This is a genomic window from Pseudooceanicola profundi (assembly GCF_050897955.1).
Taxonomy (GTDB): domain Bacteria; phylum Pseudomonadota; class Alphaproteobacteria; order Rhodobacterales; family Rhodobacteraceae; genus Pseudooceanicola.
On record NZ_JBPAXZ010000001.1, the window covers coordinates 3,367,484 to 3,384,332 of the forward strand.

Below are 16,849 nucleotides of genomic sequence, written 5' to 3' on the forward strand. Positions count from 1 at the left end.
CCCATGCCCGTCAAGAACCGCTTTGCCGAACTGCTGCCCGAAATCACCGCCTGGCGGCAGGATATCCACGAAAATCCGGAGATCCTCTTCGACACCTTCCGCACCTCCGCCATGGTCGAGGAAAAGCTGAAGGAATTCGGCTGTGACGAGGTTGTCGCCGGTCTGGGCCGCACCGGCGTTGTCGGCGTGATCAAGGGCAAGGCCACCGGATCGGGCAAGGTGCTGGGCCTGCGCGCCGATATGGACGCCCTGCCGATCCTTGAGGAAACCGGCGTCGACTATGCGTCGAAGACCCCCGGCGCCATGCATGCCTGCGGCCATGACGGCCATACCGCCATGCTGCTGGGCGCCGCGAAATATCTGGCAGAGACCCGCAATTTCGACGGCACTGTGGTTGTGATCTTCCAGCCCGCCGAAGAGGGCGGCGGCGGTGGCCGCGAAATGTGCGCCGACGGTCTGATGGAGAAATTCGGCATTCAGGAGGTCTATGGCCTGCATAACTGGCCCGGCATTCCGGTTGGCACCTTTGCCATCCGCCCCGGCCCGACCATGGCCGCAACCGATGAATTCACCATTGTGATCAAAGGCAAGGGCGGCCATGGCGCGAAACCGCACCGCGCGATTGACCCGGTCCTCGCCGCCTCCCATGTCGTGGTGGCGCTGCAGAGCATTGTCAGCCGCACGACCGATCCGATCGATGCTGTCGTGGTCTCCGTCACCTCCTTCCAGTCCTCCTCCACGGCCTATAACGTCATCCCCGACACGGTGGAGCTGCGCGGCACGATGCGGACGCTGACGCCCGAAAACCGCAAGATGACGGAGGAGAAGATCAAATCCATCCCCGTCTCCATTGCCGCCGCCATGGGGGCGGAGGCGCAGGTGACCTATCACAGCAACTACCCGCCCACGATCAACGCGCCGGAACAGACTGAATTTGCCGCCGGTGTCGCCCGCATGGTGGCGGGCGACTGCGCCGAGGCGGAGATCACCATGGGGGGCGAGGATTTCTCCTACATGCTGGAGGAGCGTCCGGGCGCCTATATCTTCATGGGCAATGGCGACAGCGCCGACGTGCACCACCCCAAGTACAATTTCAACGACGAGGCCATCCCGGCGGGCTGTTCCTGGTGGGCGGGGATTGTCGAACAGCGGATGCCCGCGGCCTGATCCGGGCTTGCCCGCCCGGGCGGCGGCCCGATCGGAGTTTGCCCGCCTTTCGGCGGGCGGGGAGGGGGCTGTCTGCCCCCTCTTGAGCCTGCGGCTCAATTCACCCCTGAGGATATTTCAGGCAAGAAAAAGGACGGGTCAGCTACGGGTCAGCAGGTCGCGGTAGATCGCGATCAGGGCGCAATCGAGCCGTAGAGGCCTTACGGTCTTGAGGGTCACCCTCGACCGGAAAGACAGATTCAATCTGCGGCGTCTGGCCCGGACGAGGCGCTATCGGCCGCCTCAGGCCCCTCCTGCGGGGCATCTGCCCGCGGCGCATCCGGCATCAGCCGGTCGACCAGCAGCCCGGCCAGATCATCCAGCGCGCCCTCCTGATCGGCAACAAAGGCGCGGGCGGCATCGCCCAGCGTCTGGGCTGCGTCCGTCTCGGTCAGCAGTGCGGTAATGGCACGTCCCAGATCGCGGGGCCGCTTCAGGCGACGCACCGCCCCATGCAGGTCAAACTCTGCATAGACATCCGCGAAATTGGCCACCTTTGGCCCGGTGACAATGGCACAGCCCTGCCGGGCGGGCTCATAAGGGTTGTGACCGCCCGCGGACCCCAGCGACCCGCCCAGAAACACCACCGGCGCCAGCGCATACCATAGCCCCATCTCGCCAAGCGTATCGGCCAGATAAACATCGCTGGCCGAGGGGATATCGCCCAGTGACCGCCGCGCGCAGGGGTAGCCGGCCTTTTCGACCTCTGCCGCGATGGCATCGGCCCGTTCGGGATGCCGTGGCGCGATGATCAGCCCCAGATCCGGGATGGTTTTGCGTGCCCGGGCATGGGCCTTGAGCACCTGCTTCTCTTCGCCCTCATGGGTTGAGGCGGCCAGCCAGAGCGGCCCCGGCATGACCTCCTGCATCCGCGCCAGCCGCGTCGGATCAACGGGCAGGGGGGCAGAGACGGCCTTGAGGTTCGGCCCGAGCGCGGCCTGCGAGGCGGGCGCGCCGATATCCACCAGCCCCTCCAGCGTGGCGCGATCCTGGGTGCGGATCACCTCGAACTGCGACAGCAGAAAGCGTGCGGTATGATCGAACCGCTTCCAGTTGCGCATCGTGCCCTGCGACATCCGCGCATTGACCAGCGCCAGCGGCACCCCAGCCGCCCGCGCCTGCACCAGCATCTGCGGCCAGATCTCGCTTTCCACGAAGATCCCGGCATCCGGGCGCCAATGGGCAAAGAATTTCTGCAGCGCGGGGGCCTGATCCAGCGGCGCGAACTGATGCAGGAACCCCTCCGGCATCCGTTCCTCCAGAATGGCGGCGGAACTGGCGGTGCCGGAGGTGATCAGCACCTGCGCCCCGGGCACCAGCGCCTGCATCCGTTCGGCGAGGGTCAGGACCGACAGGCTCTCGCCCACGCTGGCACCATGGAACCAAAGCAGCGGGCCCTCCGGCCGCCCCTCCGTCGGCTCGCCCAGGCGTTCACGCCGTCGGGCCTCCTCCACGCCCTGCTTTTCCAGCTTGGCGGAAACGCGCTTCCAGATCAGCGGCGCGGCAAGGGCCGAGATGCCCCGGTAAAAGTGATAAAATACAGTGCCCTGCGGCATGGTCCGCAGTCCTCAGCCGCCGGTATGGCTCATGTGGCGCGTGACCTGACCATCGGCCTTTTGGCGCGAATAGTCGAAATCATGCCCCTTGGGTTTGCGCCCGATGGCGGCGCGGATCGCAGCCTCCAGCGGGGCGTCATCACCGGGATGGGCGCGCAGCGGCGCCCGCAGATCGGCAACATCCTCCTGCCCGAGGCACATGTAGATCTCGCCCGTGCAGGTCACCCGCACCCGGTTGCAGCTTTCGCAGAAATTATGCGTGAGCGGGGTGATGAAGCCGATCTTCTGACCCGTTTCCTGCAGCTGAACATAGCGCGCCGGGCCGCCGGTGCGCTCCGCCAGATCGATCAGCGTGTAATGCTGGCCCAAAGTCCCGCGCAGGTCGCGCAGCGACCAGTACTGGCCGATCCGGTCCTCATTGCCCAGATCGCCCATCGGCATGACCTCGATCCAGGTCAGGTCCATGCCGCGCGCGGCGCAGAATTCGGTGAGCGTCAAAAGCTCATCCTCATTAAACCCTTTCAGCGCCACGGCATTCAGCTTGACCTTCAGCCCGGCGGCCTGCGCCGCATCGAGCCCCCGCAGCACCTGCGGCAGCCGGCCCCAGCGGGTCACACGGGCGAATTTCTCCTCGTCCAGCGTATCGAGAGAGACGTTGATCCGCCGCACCCCCGCCGCATAAAGATCGCCCGCGAACCGCTCCAGCTGCGACCCATTGGTCGTCAGCGTCAGCTCTTTCAGCGCGCCGCTGTCCAGATGCCGGGACATGGATTGGAAAAAGGTCATGATATCGCGGCGAACCAGCGGTTCCCCCCCGGTAATTCGCAGTTTTTCAACACCAAGACCCACGAAGGTCGAACAGAGCCGGTCCAGCTCCTCCAGCGTCAGAAGCTCTTTCTTCGGCAGGAAGGTCATGTTTTCGGCCATGCAGTAGACACAGCGGAAATCGCACCGGTCCGTCACCGAAACCCGGAGGTAGGTGATCGCGCGGGCAAAAGGGTCGATCAGCGGTGCACTCATGCGCAGGACATTATGCATCGGCGGGGCCGGGAACAAGGGGCGGCGGGAGAATGCGAAGCCCCGGGCTCCGGCACGGGCGGGATTGCCAACCGCGCCTCTTGTCGCGCATGCTTTGGCCATGATGACCCGCGTTTCACTGCTCGCGTTTGCCGCGCTGACCCTCGCCTCTGCCTGTTCCGGCGGTTTTCCGGACTTCGGCCTGAAGAAACGACAGCCACAGCCTGCCGCCGCCGTCCAGAACGGGGCCGGGCAGATGCGCCCGCCCGCCCGACCGGGCGAGGGGGAGGCCGAAGACGCAGAGGCCGCCTCCATCACGCCGCCACCGTCCACACCGGCTTTGCCGACTGCGGGCCCGCTTGGCACGACGATTGCGTCCCTCGGCAATGCCGCAGAGCCGGGCATGTGGATCAAGACGCCGCTGACCCAAACAAAGGGGCCCGGCACCGTGTCTTATAACGGCAAAACCGTAAACGTTGAGTTGATCCCGCTTGAAGGTCCCGTCTCAGGCGGCTCCCGCATCTCGCTTCAGGCGATGCAGGCGATTGGCGCCGCGCTCACGGATCTGCCCGAGGTGACGGTCAGTCGCTGAGGTATTTGCCAGCTTCTTTCCGGGCGAAGGGCTTCATCTGCATGCCATAATCGTTGAGAAAAGTCCGCGTGCGGTCGGGATCATGCTTGGACAGATCGCGCAGCCACCAGGCCACGGCCTTCTGGATAAACCATTCCGAATCAGTCACATAGCCCGCAGCCCAGCCCAGAACGCGATCCCGCGCCGCCGTCTCCTCCGGGCCCGGATGGTTCGATTTCGTCAACGGCAGGGTGATGATCAGCGCGGCGCGGCGTGTCCAGAGATGGTCCGACCGCGTCCAGGCCTCGACCTCGTCCAGCCGCGTCAGATCCGCCATAATCCGCCGTCCGCCCGCATCGCAGGCGTGATCGGCAATGGCCCAGCTGTCGAACTGCGGCACCCAGCTCTTGATCAGCACCCAGACGGCTGTATCGGGCCGGATCCGCGCCTGTACCAGCAGTTTCGCCGCCGCGATCCGCGCCTCAAAGATATCGCTGTCCCAGAGATCGCGCGCCAGGGCCACCCGCTGATCCAGCGTCAGCCCCTGCCGCCAGTCCCGGGTCAGTTCGTTGATCGCCGGGTTGGGCACGCCCAGATAGCGCCGCTCAGCCTTGTGATAGGCGACAGAGCTTTCGGCCCGACCGGGTTCTTCATGCGCCATAAGCGCCGCAATCGCCTCCACCGCCGAGGCGGGCAGGGCGCTCATTCCACCGTCACGGACTTTGCCAGATTGCGCGGCTGATCCACATCCGTGCCCTTGGCCACGGCCGTGTGATAGGCCAGCAGCTGTGCGGGCAGGGCATAGACGATGGGGGCGAGAATATCCGCTACCTGCGGCATCTCGATACTGCGCCAGATACCGGCGCCGGCCGTCTCGATCCCCGCCTTGTCCGACACCAGCAGCACCTTGCCGCCGCGCGCCATCACCTCCTGCATATTGGAGATCGTCTTGTCGAAAAGCGCATCGCGCGGCGCCATCACCACCACCGGCACATTCGGATCGACCAGCGCGATAGGGCCGTGCTTCAGCTCCCCGCTGGCATAAGCTTCGGCGTGGATGTAGCTGATTTCCTTCATCTTCAGCGCGCCTTCCAGCGCCAGCGGATACATCTGCCCCCGACCGAGGAAGAGCACATCCTGCGCCTCCGCCAGCTCCTGGCTCAGCGACTCCGTCACGCCTTCGGTGTCCAGCGCGAGGTTGAACCGCCCCGGCAGGCCGCGCAGAGCCGTGGCCATTTCTTCCAGCATCGCCGGGGCAAGCCGCCCCTTCTGCCGCCCGGCCTCCATCGCCAGGATCATCAGCACTGTCAGCTGGCAGGAGAAGGCCTTGGTGGAGGCCACGCCGACCTCCGTCCCCGCGTGGATCGGCAGGACCAGATCGCTCTCCCGCGCGATGGAGCTTTCGGGCACGTTCACCACGGCGACAATCTTGTCAGCTTTATCAACGCAGTAGCGCAAGGCCGCGAGGGTATCTGCCGTCTCCCCGGACTGGCTGACAAAGACGGCGACCGTACCTGGACCCACCGGCGGTTCTCGGTAGCGGAATTCAGAGGCGACATCGACCTCCACGGGAATGCCGGCAAGCTTTTCGATCCAGTACTTGGCGGTCAGGCAGGCGTAAAAGGCGGTGCCGCAGGCGACCAGAACCATGCGCGTCGTGCCGGTCAGATCGAGCCCCTCTCCGGGCAGTCGGACCTCGGCGCCGGTCGGGCCCATGTAATAGCTGACCGCCTCCCCAACAACCTGTGGTTGCTCATGAATTTCCTTCGACATGAAGTGCTTATGCCCGGCCTTGTCGACCCGTGCGGCATCCATCCGGACTCGCCGCATCTCCCGGTTGGCAAGCTTGCCCTCGACATCGCGCACTTCGATGGAGCTGCGCGTGACCACCGCCATATCGCCTTCTTCCAGATAGGTGATCCGGTCGGTCAGCGGCGCCAGCGCAATGGCATCCGACCCCACGAAATTTTCCCCGTCTCCATGACCGACGGCCAGCGGCGGCCCTTTCCGTGCGGCGATCAGCAGGTCCGGGTCTTGTTCAAACAGAAACAGCAGGGCAAAGGCGCCCTCCAGCCGGGGCAGCAACCGCTCCACCGCCGCGCGCGGGCTGTCCCCGCGCGACATGTAAAGCGCCACCATCAGAGACAGGGTTTCTGTATCCGTATCGGTCTGCCAGGCGATGCCGTTTTCCTGTAGCTCTGCCCGAAGCTCCTGATAGTTCTCGATAATTCCATTATGTACGACGGCCACACCGCGCGACTGATGCGGATGGGCATTATTCTGCGTGGGCGCCCCATGGGTCGCCCAGCGGGTATGCCCGATGCCGGATTTGCCCGAGAGCGGTTCATGCACCAGCAGGTCCGACAGGTTCACCAGCTTGCCGACAGCCCGGCGCCGATCCAGTCGGCCACCCTCCACCGTGGCGATCCCGGCGCTGTCATAGCCGCGATATTCCAGCCGTTTTAGCGCTTCGACAAGAAAAGGAGCCGCTTCGTGATTGCCGAGGTACCCGATGATTCCGCACATTTACTCTGCCCCTTTGTTACGTTTCTCTTTGTTGGCTTTCAGCATTTCGAACAAACGCCGGGCCAGACCCGGTTTATTCACCTGCTTGGCCCGTGCCAGCGCCAGCGCGCCGGGTTCGACATCCGCCGTGATCACGGAACCGGAGCCTGTCATGGCGTCGTCGCCCACCGACACCGGCGCCACCAGCATGGTCGAGGACCCGATGAAGGCCCGCGCGCCGATCCGCGTCTGATGTTTCGACACGCCATCGTAGTTGCAGGTCACCGTACCCGCGCCCAGGTTCGCCTCCTCTCCCACCACGGCATCGCCGACATAGGAGAGGTGGTTGACCTTGGCGCCCCGGTCGATCTGCGCATTCTTGATCTCGACAAAATTGCCGATCCGGACGTCCTCGGCCAGTTCCGCCCCGGGCCGCAGCCGCGCATAGGGGCCAACGACGCCGCCCCGGCTGACATGGCATCCCTCCAGATGCGAAAAGGCCCGGATATGCGCCTCCGACTCCACGGTCGCGCCGGGGCCAAAGACCACGTTCTGTTCGATCACCGTGTCGCGCCCGACGAAGGTGTCGAAGGCAAAGAATACCGTCTCCGGCGCGACCAGCGTGACCCCATCCTCCAGCACCTCGACCCGCGCGCGGGTCTGGAACGCGGCCTCCGCCACGGCCAGCTCGGCGCGGGAGTTGATGCCCATCGTTTCCGCCTCCGCACAGGTCACGGCACTGGCCGAAAGGCCCCGCGCACGCGCCAGCGCCACGATATCGGTCAGGTAATACTCCCCGGCGGCATTGTCGTTTGATACTTCGTCAATAAGGCTGAACAGAACCTTAGCGCTCGCCATCACAACGCCAGAATTACAGAGCGTTATGCGGCGTTCTTCATCTGAGGCATCCTTGAATTCGACAATGCGTTCCAGACTCTCGCCATCCATGACCAGCCGCCCGTAGCGGCCCGGATCGGCCGCCTCGAACCCCAGGATCACGACGTCATGCACAGCCCGGGCCGCCTGCATCTTCTCCAGCGTCTCCGGCCGGATAAAAGGCGTGTCGCCATAAAGAACAATCGCGTCGCCGTCGAAGCCCTCAAGCGCCTCTTGCGCCTGCGCCACAGCATGGGCTGTGCCCTTCTGCTCCGCCTGCACCGCAATCTCCGCCATCGGCTGATAGTCGAGCGCGGCTTTGCCCACGGCCTCCCCGCCATGGCCGGTGACCACCACGATCCGCGCGGGCTCCAAAGCCTCGCCAGAGCGGATCGCATGCACCAGCATCGGCGCGCCCCCGATCTTGTGCAGAACCTTGGGCAGGTCGGAATTCATCCGCGTCCCCTGACCCGCTGCAAGAACCACCAAAGCTACCGACATACTGCCCGACCCGCCGTTGTTTTTCCGTTTGCCACGTTTTATCCGGTTGCGGGGGGCGCGCAAGGTCGCGGCCCTGACGGATCAATCAACTTGGGTTTCGGCCCGTAACAGAATGGGGCAGCGCATGGGCACGGTGGTCTTCGACCTCGACGGGACACTCGCGGATACCTCCGCCGATCTTCTGGCTGCGGCCAATGCCTGTTTCCGCGACCTGCACGGCGCGGATGTGCTCACGCCTGCCGATGCCGGTACGGCGCTGCGCGGCGGGCGGGCCATGCTGCGGCTGGGCATGTCGCGGATCGGCCGCGCCGGAGACGAGGCGGAGATCGACCGCCAGTATCCCCAATTGCTGGAGGCCTACAGCGCGAATATCGCAACCCATACAGTGCTTTACCCCGGCGCGATGGAGGCGGTGGCGACCCTGCGCAGCGCCGGACACACCGTCGCCATCTGCACCAACAAGCCCGAAGCGCTGGCGATATCCCTCATGACAAAACTCGGCGTTCTGGGGGAATTCGGTGCGCTGGTCGGGGCCGATACGCTGCCCGTCCGCAAACCCGATCCGGAACCGCTGCGGGAGGCCGTGCGCCGCGTCGGCGGCGATCCGGCCATGAGCTGTCTCATCGGCGACAGTGATACCGACCGCAACACGGCCCGCGCGGCGGGCGTGCCCTCTGTCCTTGTGACCTTTGGGCCCAGCGGCGAAGACATGGCCGCCCTTGCTCCCGAAGCGCTGATCGGCCATTTCGACGAATTGCCGCCAATTGTCGAAACCTTCTGGCGATAGGCGCACATTCACCACTTGCTAATGTCAGAAAACGGTGACTTGACCGCCTCTTCGCCCGGATTTACCGCATCTTGAAGAGGGTTTCTGATGTCTCAACTGGTTCAACCGGGCGCCACCCGTCGCGCCCAGCTTTTCATATTCGTAACAATTCTGATCGATATGATCGGTATCGCGCTGATCATGCCGGTCATGCCTGCGCTTCTGCAGCATGTCGGGCATGTGGATCTGGCGCGTGCCACCGTGATCGGCGGCTGGATGTTCGCGGCCTATTCGCTGGCGCAGTTCCTCTGCGGGCCGCTGATCGGCAACCTGTCGGACCGGTTCGGCCGGCGTCCGCTGCTGCTGGTCGCGATCGGCGGGCTGGCGATTGATTATGTCTTCTGCGCCCTGGCCCCTTCGATCTGGATGCTGTTTATCGGGCGGCTGATCGCGGGCATCTGCGGCGCCTCCTACATCACCGCCAGCGCCTTCATGACCGATGTCACCCCGGCCGAGGATCGCGCCCGCGCCTTCGGCATGATCGGCGCGGCTTTTGGCATGGGCTTTGTCATCGGACCGGCCATCGGCGGGCTTCTGGGAGAGCTCGGGCCCCGCGTTCCCTTCTGGGCGGCGGCGGCCCTTTCCGGCGCGAACTTCGTCTTCGGGCTCTTTGTCCTGCCGGAATCCCTCGCTCCGGAAAAGCGCCGCGCCTTCGACTGGCGGCGGTGTAACCCGCTGGCAGTGCTGAAAGTTTTCCGCGGCTACCCGTCGGTTCTGCCGCTGACTGTGGTCATGGTGATGTATTTCTTCGCCACCAGCTCCTACCCGACGCTCTGGTCCTTCTGGGGGATCGCACAGCTGGGCTGGGATGAGCTGACCATCGGCATCACCCTGGCCATGTTCGGCGCCACGGCGGCGCTTTTCGAAGGGGTGCTCTCTGGTCCGCTGGTGCGTTGGGTGGGCGAATCCCGCGTGATCCTGATGGGCCTTGTCACCGGCACGATCGGCGCCTTCGGATTTGCCCTGGTAACGCAGACCTGGATGGTCGCGGCGCTGCTGGTCTTTGTCGCGCTGGAGGGGCTGGTGCATCCCTGCCTCAACGCGCTGATGACCAAACAGGTGCCCGATGACGCGCAGGGAGAGCTGCAGGGCGGGATCTCCAGCCTGTCGAACCTGGCAATGCTGCTGGCCTCGATCTTCTACACCCAGATCTTCGGCTGGTTCATCCGGCCCGAGGCGGAAACGCCCATGCCCGGCGCCCCCTATATGGTGACCGGCCTCCTGCTGGCCCTGTCACTGTTCGTCTTTCTGCGGGTGGGCGGCTGGCGCCGGGGCGGCGGATTGACGGCGGGCCCGGCAGCCCCCACAGTCGCGCCTTAGGAGGCCGCCATGACCACCACCGCCAGCACCGAGACCTTTGCCGGGTCCTTCACCCAGCAAGAGCCGATCCCAGAAGAGGCGATCGCGGCCGCGGTCCGGGTCATGCAGAGCGGGCGCCTGCACCGCTATAACGTTTCGGAAGGAGAGGTTGCCGAAGTCTCTCTGCTGGAACAGGAATTTGCCGCCGCGATGGGCGCGCGCTATGCGCTGGCCACGGCTTCTGGCGGCTCTGCCCTGGCTGTGGCACTGCGGGCCGCGGGCGTTAAGGCCGGCGAAAGGGTTCTGACCAATGCCTTTACGCTGGCGCCGGTGCCCGGTGCCATCGCCTCGCTCGGCGCCGTGCCTGTCTATGTCGGCGTGACCGAGGGGCTGGTGATCGACCTTGATCATCTGGAAACCCTGGCTGGCACCGCGAAGGTCCTCCTGCTCTCGCATATGCGCGGCCATATCTGTGACATGGACCGGCTCATGGCGATTTGCAATGCCGCCGGGGTGACGGTGATCGAGGATTGTGCCCATACGATGGGCGGTGCCTGGAATGGCGTGATGTCCGGTCGTCACGGCGCCATGGCCTGTTATTCGACCCAGACTTACAAGCATCTCAATTCAGGCGAGGGTGGCTTCCTTATCACCGATGATGACGCGCTGATGGCGCGGGCGGTGATCCTGTCTGGCAGCTATATGCTCTATGGTCGGCACCTGGCTGCGCCGGGGCCGGAAGCCTTTGAAAAGGTGAAATATGATACGCCGAATGTCTCCGGCCGAATGGACAATCTGCGTGCTGCGATCCTGCGCCCGCAACTGCGCCGCCTGACAGAGCAATGTGCCCGGTGGAACGACCGGTACCGCGTTGTGGAGGACGGATTGCGTGGCACGCCGGGCCTCACGGTGGTGGAGCGGCCCGAGGCCGAGCGCTACGTTGGCTCCTCCATTCAGGTGCTTCTGCTCGACTGGCCGGAAAAAGCCATCAATGAGGTGCTGGCACGCTGCCTGAAGCGTGGAGTGGAGCTCAAGTGGTTCGGCGGGGCGGAACCGACGGGCTTTACCTCCCGTTACGACAGCTGGCGCTATGCCCCGTCGGACCGGATGCCGGCCAGCGATCGTGTCCTGAAGGCGATTGTCGATATGCGCCTGCCGCTGACCTTCTCGCTGGAGGATTGCGCGCTGATCGCCCGCATCATCCGGGCTGAGGTCGGGGCGGTCTGGCAGGGGATCGGCGCGACAGCGTGAAGCCTTTGCGCCATGTCGCATGGCGGCTGGCTCGCAACAGATTCACATCTCCGAAACCAATCTTTCCAAATCACTCCTTCCTCTTCTGCACGACGGCGGGGCAGGGACAGGCCCGACGTCACAGGGCCGGTCCCCTGGCCCGGCCCTGCGCGTCAGAGCTTAAGTCTTTCGCAATACCGGTGTCAGAACCGTACCTTCCCATGGTCACCCGCATCCGGCGTGCTGTCCGTCAGATTGGCTTTGGCGATCTGGTAGAGGAACCCGGCGCCGCCATCCGTCGCCCAGACCTCTGCCTCCGTCGGCCGGAAGGCAAGAAGACGGACGTCCTCGTCTTCCCGCCCGTCCTCGAACCAGGCCGCAGCGACCGGTGACCAGAGCTCGTCCAGCTTGTCGGCATTATCGGCAACTGTCAGCGAGCCGGAGATGTCGGCATGAAGTTTGGCCGACCCATCAGAGACGACAAGCCGCGCTCTGCCCGCGCCCTGGGCGGCCTTATGTGCCTCTGTCCCCTCGGCGGTGATGAACCAGATCAGGCCTTCGCCCTTATCGGCATAGGGCGCCATCGGCATCGCCCGTCCGTCGATATCCAGCATCGCGACATGCACACCCTCCGCACGGTCCCAGAAGACTTTGTTAAGATCTGTTACGTAATCCTTCATCGCATTAATCCTTTCTTATCGCCTGTGAATGGCGTCGAAAGCTCAACCCAACCCCACCGCCGGGGGTTCCCGCCGCTTGACGCGACTCGAGCCTTGTGATTGGGATATGAACAAGTGTTCAATAACGGAGGGAGGCCGCTATGTTCACCGCTTCCATGACATTCGACCTGGGCGAGGACGTGAACGCCCTGCGCGACACCGTCCATCGCTTTGCCCAGGAACGGATCAAACCGATGGCGGCCGAGATCGACCGCAGCAATGAATTTCCCGCAGCGCTCTGGAAAGAGATGGGCAACCTTGGTTTGCTGGGCATTACCGTCGACGAGGAACATGGCGGCATCGGTCTGGGCTACCTCGCCCACGTCGTCGCGGTCGAGGAAATCGCCCGCGCCTCTGCCTCCGTCTCCCTGTCCTACGGGGCGCATTCCAACCTCTGCGTGAACCAGATCCGGCTGAACGGCACGGAGGAGCAGAAGGAGAAATACCTCCCCGGCCTCGTCAACGGCGACCATGTGGGGTCGCTGGCCATGTCCGAACCCAATGCCGGGTCTGACGTCGTCTCGATGCAGCTCAGGGCCGAAAAACGCAATGATCACTACAGGTTGAATGGCAATAAATACTGGATCACCAATGGCCCGGACGCCGATACGCTGGTCGTTTACGCCAAAACCGACCCGGAGGCCGGGTCCAGGGGCATCACCGCCTTCCTGATCGAAAAATCCATGACGGGCTTCTCGACCTCGCCGCATTTCGACAAGCTGGGCATGCGTGGCTCCAACACGGCGGAGCTCATCTTCGACGATGTCGAGGTGCCATTCGAGAACATCCTGGGTGAGGAAGGCAAGGGCGTGCGCGTCCTCATGTCGGGGCTCGATTACGAACGCGTCGTGCTGTCGGGCATTGGAACCGGCATCATGGCGGCCTGTCTGGACGAGATCATGCCCTATATGAAAGAGCGCAAGCAGTTCGGCCAGCCGATCGGGAATTTTCAGCTTATGCAAGGCAAGATTGCCGATATGTATACGAAGATGAACTCCGCCCGCGCCTATGTCTACGAGGTCGCGAAATCCTGCGACCGGGGCGAAGTCACCCGTCAGGACGCCGCCGCCTGCGTGCTCTACGCCTCGGAGGAGGCGATGGTCGTGGCGCATCAGGCCGTGCAGGCCATGGGCGGGGCGGGCTATCTGAACGACAACCCGGTCGGCCGCATCTTCCGCGATGCCAAGCTGATGGAGATTGGCGCCGGCACGTCGGAAATCCGCCGCATGCTGATCGGCCGCGAACTGATGGCGGCGATGTGACCCGTGCTGCCCCGCGACCTGTCATATGAGGCGATGCGCGCCGGGTTCCGCTGGGACATTCCCGCCCGGCTGAACATGGCACGGCAGGCCTGCGACGACTGGGCGAGCCGCGAACCGCATCGCACGGCGATCATCGACATGACCGGCGCGCGGCGGCGCGATGTCTCCTACGCCGCGCTGCGGGAGATGGCCGAGACCCTCGCGACCGCGCTGCTGGATCGAGGTGTCGCCCGCGGCGACCGGGTTGGCGTGCTGCGGTCGCAGGACCCCTGGTGCGCCGCCGCCCATCTTGCGATCTGGAAGGTCGGCGCGATTTCCGTCCCGCTTTTCAAACTCTTCCGGGAAGATGCCCTGCGCAGCCGGGTGGGGGACAGCGGGCTGACGCTGGCTGTGACGGATACCGAGGGCGCCGCGATGCTGGCGGACATCGGCTGCGATTCCCTGATCCCCGAGGCAGGGCTTCCTGACCTGCTGACCCCCACCTACGACACGGGCGCGCAGGACCCGGCGGTGCTGATCTACACCTCCGGCACGACCGGCAAGCCCAAGGGCGCGCTGCATGCGCATCGGGTTCTGACGGGCCATCTGCCGGGTGTGGAGATGAGCCATGATCTCCTGGGTCAGCCGGGCGACGTGCTCTGGACACCTGCCGACTGGGCCTGGATCGGCGGCCTTTTCGATGTGCTGATGCCGGGGCTGACGCTGGGCGTGCCGGTGGTGGCCGCGCGGATGCCGAAATTCTCCGCCGCCGCCTGCGCCGCGCTGATCGCGGAGACGGGTATCCGCAATGTCTTTTTCCCGCCGACCGCCTTGCGGATGCTCAAATCCGAAGGTCTTGCCATTCCCGGTCTGCGCACGGTCGCCAGCGGGGGCGAACCGCTGGGGGAGGAGATGCTGAGCTGGGGGAAGGATGCTCTGGGCGTGACGATCAACGAATTCTACGGCCAGACCGAATGTAATATGACGGTGTCCTCCTGCGGCGCGCTGTTTTCGCCGCGTCCGGGCTGTGCGGGCCGTGCCGTTCCGGGGCATGACGTGGCGGTCATAAACCGGCAGGGACTATTGACGGATGGTGAAGGCGATGTGGCCTTCCGCAGAGGATCGGCCTCTATGATGCTGGAATATTGGCATAATCCCGAGGCGACGGCAGAAAAGTTCCGCGGCGACTGGATGCTGACCGGCGACCGCGGCGTTATGGCGGACGGGTTTCTCCGCATCCTGGGGCGGGAGGATGACGTCATCACCTCTGCCGGTTACCGGATCGGGCCGGGAGAGGTGGAGGACTGCCTGCTGACCCATCCCGCCGTGGCGACGGCGGGCGTCGTCGGCAAGCCCGATGCGCTGCGCACCGAAATCGTCAAGGCCTACGTGGTCTTGAAGCCCGGCTTTGAGCCTTCGGACGAGGCCCGGCAAGATATCGTCAATCATGTTAAATCCCGGCTTTCCGGGCACAGCTATCCGCGCGAGCTGACATTCCTGAATGCCCTGCCCATGACGGTTACGGGCAAGGTCATCCGCAAAGACCTGAAAGCGCGGGCAAAGGAGGAGGCCGGAGCATGAAGCTGAATTCGCAGGCCATCGCGACATCCGAAGACTTCCGCCGCAACCGCGACGGGCATCTCGCCGCGCTCGCGACCGTGCGTACCGCGGCGGAGGCGGCCGCCCGGGGCGGCGGCGAAAAGGCGCGGGCGCGCCATGTCGCGCGGGGCAAGATGCTGCCGCGCGACCGGGTGGCGGGGCTCCTCGATCCGGGGTCGCCCTTCCTCGAGCTCAGCGCGACGGCGGCGCATGACATGTACGATGGCGCAGCCCCCTGCGCCGGTCTGATCACCGGCATCGGCCGGGTCCAGGGGCGCGAGGTCATGGTGGTCTGCAACGATGCCACCGTGAAGGGCGGTACCTATTACCCGATGACCGTCAAGAAGCATCTGCGGGCCCAGGAGATCGCGGAGGAGAACCATCTGCCCTGCCTTTACCTGGTCGACAGCGGTGGCGCCAACCTGCCCAACCAGGACGAGGTTTTCCCGGATCGCGACCATTTCGGGCGGATTTTCTACAATCAGGCCCGGATGTCGGCCAAGGGCATCCCGCAGATCGCCGTGGTCATGGGCTCCTGCACGGCAGGCGGCGCCTATGTGCCGGCCATGTCGGATGTGACGATCATCGTGAAGGAGCAGGGCACGATCTTTCTCGCCGGGCCGCCGCTGGTCAAAGCCGCGACGGGCGAGGTGGTGAGCGCGGAGGACCTCGGCGGCGGCGATGTGCACACGCGGCTATCGGGCGTGGCGGATTACCTGGCGGAGGATGATGCCCATGCGCTGGCCCTGGCGCGCCGGGCGGTGGGGTCGCTGGGGAAGGTGGGGTTGAACCCCACCCTACAGGACCAGAGCCCGGAGCCCCCGGCCTATGATCCGGAGGAGATCATCGGCGTGGTCCCCGCCGATCTGCGCACGCCCTACGATATTCGGGAGGTGATTGCGCGGGTGGTCGACGGTTCGCGGTTCGACGAGTTCAAGCCGCGTTTCGGAGAGACGCTGGTGACCGGATTTGCCCATATCATGGGCATGGCCGTCGGGATCGTCGCCAATAACGGCGTGCTTTTTTCCGAGGCGGCGCAGAAGGGCGCGCATTTTGTCGAGCTCTGTTCGCAGCGCCATATCCCTTTGGTATTTCTTCAGAATATCACCGGCTTCATGGTCGGGCGGAAATATGAGAACGAGGGGATCGCGCGGCACGGCGCCAAGATGGTGACCGCCGTGGCGACGACGAATGTGCCCAAGATCACCATGCTAGTCGGCGGCTCTTTCGGGGCGGGGAATTATGGCATGGCGGGGCGGGCCTATGGGCCGCGGTTCCTCTGGAGCTGGCCCAATTCCCGGATTTCGGTGATGGGCGGGGAGCAGGCCGCGGGCGTCCTGGCCACCGTCAAGCGCGACGGGATCGAGCGGGCGGGGGGCAGCTGGTCGGCGGCCGAGGAGGCGGCGTTCAAGCAACCGACCATCGAGATGTTTGAGCGGCAGTCGCATCCGCTCTATGCGGCGGCGCGGCTCTGGGATGACGGGATCACCGACCCGCGGCGGAGCCGGGAGGTTCTGGCGCTGAGTCTGCGGGCGGCGCGAAACGCGCCGGTGGAGGAGACGCGGTTTGGCATATTCCGGATGTAATATGGCTGGGGGCGCGGGGGGGGGGGGGGGGGGGGGGGGGGGGGGGGGGGGGGGGGGGGGGCGGGGGGGGGGGGGGCGGGGGGGGGGGGGCGGGGGGGGGGGGGCGGGGGGCCGGGG

At 65.1% G+C, this 16,849-nt stretch carries 14 protein-coding genes; 8 read left to right on the plus strand and 6 right to left on the minus strand.

Annotated features, from left to right (window positions below; genetic code table 11):
* Positions 1 to 3 precede the first annotated feature (3 nt).
* Positions 4 to 1,167: a M20 aminoacylase family protein gene (locus tag ACRARG_RS16900; RefSeq protein WP_432691274.1), complete on the plus strand. Its 1,164-nt coding sequence runs from the start codon at positions 4 to 6 to the stop codon at positions 1,165 to 1,167.
* A 239-nt stretch (positions 1,168 to 1,406) separates the two neighbouring features.
* Here ACRARG_RS16900 and ACRARG_RS16905 read toward each other — a convergent pair whose 3' ends face one another.
* Both ACRARG_RS16905 and moaA read right to left on the minus strand, forming a co-directional pair.
* Positions 1,407 to 2,762, minus strand: a complete 1,356-nt coding sequence (locus ACRARG_RS16905) for a 3-deoxy-D-manno-octulosonic acid transferase (protein ID WP_432691275.1) — start codon at positions 2,760 to 2,762, stop codon at positions 1,407 to 1,409.
* Positions 2,763 to 2,774: 12 nt separating this feature from the next.
* Positions 2,775 to 3,782, minus strand: coding sequence for a GTP 3',8-cyclase MoaA (gene moaA, locus ACRARG_RS16910; RefSeq protein WP_432691276.1), 1,008 nt, complete (start codon positions 3,780 to 3,782; stop codon positions 2,775 to 2,777).
* Between the two features lie 118 nt (positions 3,783 to 3,900).
* On the opposite strand from moaA, the gene ACRARG_RS16915 reads away from it, so the two are divergent.
* Complete coding sequence (locus ACRARG_RS16915) at positions 3,901 to 4,371, plus strand: hypothetical protein (RefSeq protein ID WP_432691277.1); 471 nt, start codon at positions 3,901 to 3,903, stop codon at positions 4,369 to 4,371.
* On the opposite strand, the gene ACRARG_RS16920 is transcribed toward ACRARG_RS16915, so the two are convergent.
* Genes ACRARG_RS16920 through glmU form a run of 3 tightly spaced genes read right to left on the minus strand, consistent with a single transcriptional unit; the run spans position 4,361 to position 8,232 of the window.
* Positions 4,361 to 5,056: a DNA alkylation repair protein gene (locus ACRARG_RS16920; protein WP_432691278.1), complete on the minus strand. Its 696-nt coding sequence runs from the start codon at positions 5,054 to 5,056 to the stop codon at positions 4,361 to 4,363. The genes ACRARG_RS16915 and ACRARG_RS16920 overlap by 11 nt on opposite strands.
* Complete coding sequence (gene glmS / locus ACRARG_RS16925; protein WP_432691279.1) at positions 5,053 to 6,876, minus strand: glutamine--fructose-6-phosphate transaminase (isomerizing); 1,824 nt, start codon at positions 6,874 to 6,876, stop codon at positions 5,053 to 5,055. Before glmS ends, ACRARG_RS16920 begins: the two co-directional genes overlap by 4 nt.
* Positions 6,877 to 8,232 (minus strand): bifunctional UDP-N-acetylglucosamine diphosphorylase/glucosamine-1-phosphate N-acetyltransferase GlmU, encoded by a 1,356-nt coding sequence (glmU, locus tag ACRARG_RS16930; protein WP_432691280.1) that lies wholly within the window; start codon positions 8,230 to 8,232, stop codon positions 6,877 to 6,879.
* Between the two features lie 124 nt (positions 8,233 to 8,356).
* On the opposite strand from glmU, the gene ACRARG_RS16935 reads away from it, so the two are divergent.
* The 3 genes from ACRARG_RS16935 (at position 8,357) to ACRARG_RS16945 (ending at position 11,608) form a co-directional block, all read left to right on the plus strand.
* Positions 8,357 to 9,019: an HAD hydrolase-like protein gene (locus ACRARG_RS16935; protein ID WP_432691392.1), complete on the plus strand. Its 663-nt coding sequence runs from the start codon at positions 8,357 to 8,359 to the stop codon at positions 9,017 to 9,019.
* An 87-nt stretch (positions 9,020 to 9,106) separates the two neighbouring features.
* On the plus strand, positions 9,107 to 10,378 hold the full coding sequence (locus ACRARG_RS16940; protein ID WP_432691281.1) for a TCR/Tet family MFS transporter: 1,272 nt from the start codon (positions 9,107 to 9,109) through the stop codon (positions 10,376 to 10,378).
* Positions 10,379 to 10,387: 9 nt separating this feature from the next.
* Positions 10,388 to 11,608: a DegT/DnrJ/EryC1/StrS family aminotransferase gene (locus tag ACRARG_RS16945; protein ID WP_432691282.1), complete on the plus strand. Its 1,221-nt coding sequence runs from the start codon at positions 10,388 to 10,390 to the stop codon at positions 11,606 to 11,608.
* Between the two features lie 182 nt (positions 11,609 to 11,790).
* Here ACRARG_RS16945 and ACRARG_RS16950 read toward each other — a convergent pair whose 3' ends face one another.
* A complete protein-coding gene (locus ACRARG_RS16950; RefSeq protein ID WP_432691283.1) occupies positions 11,791 to 12,267 on the minus strand; it encodes a pyridoxamine 5'-phosphate oxidase family protein in 477 nt (158 codons plus the stop codon).
* A gap of 140 nt (positions 12,268 to 12,407) precedes the next feature.
* On the opposite strand from ACRARG_RS16950, the gene ACRARG_RS16955 reads away from it, so the two are divergent.
* Genes ACRARG_RS16955 through ACRARG_RS16965 form a run of 3 tightly spaced genes read left to right on the plus strand, consistent with a single transcriptional unit; the run spans position 12,408 to position 16,732 of the window.
* Positions 12,408 to 13,568 carry an isovaleryl-CoA dehydrogenase gene (locus ACRARG_RS16955; RefSeq protein ID WP_432691284.1) on the plus strand — a complete coding sequence of 387 codons (1,161 nt, stop codon included), beginning with the start codon at positions 12,408 to 12,410 and terminating at the stop codon, positions 13,566 to 13,568.
* A 33-nt stretch (positions 13,569 to 13,601) separates the two neighbouring features.
* Positions 13,602 to 15,128 carry an AMP-binding protein gene (locus ACRARG_RS16960; RefSeq protein WP_432691393.1) on the plus strand — a complete coding sequence of 509 codons (1,527 nt, stop codon included), beginning with the start codon at positions 13,602 to 13,604 and terminating at the stop codon, positions 15,126 to 15,128.
* Positions 15,125 to 16,732: a carboxyl transferase domain-containing protein gene (locus ACRARG_RS16965; RefSeq protein ID WP_432691285.1), complete on the plus strand. Its 1,608-nt coding sequence runs from the start codon at positions 15,125 to 15,127 to the stop codon at positions 16,730 to 16,732. The genes ACRARG_RS16960 and ACRARG_RS16965 overlap by 4 nt, the downstream gene beginning before the upstream one ends.
* Positions 16,733 to 16,849: the final 117 nt, after the last annotated feature.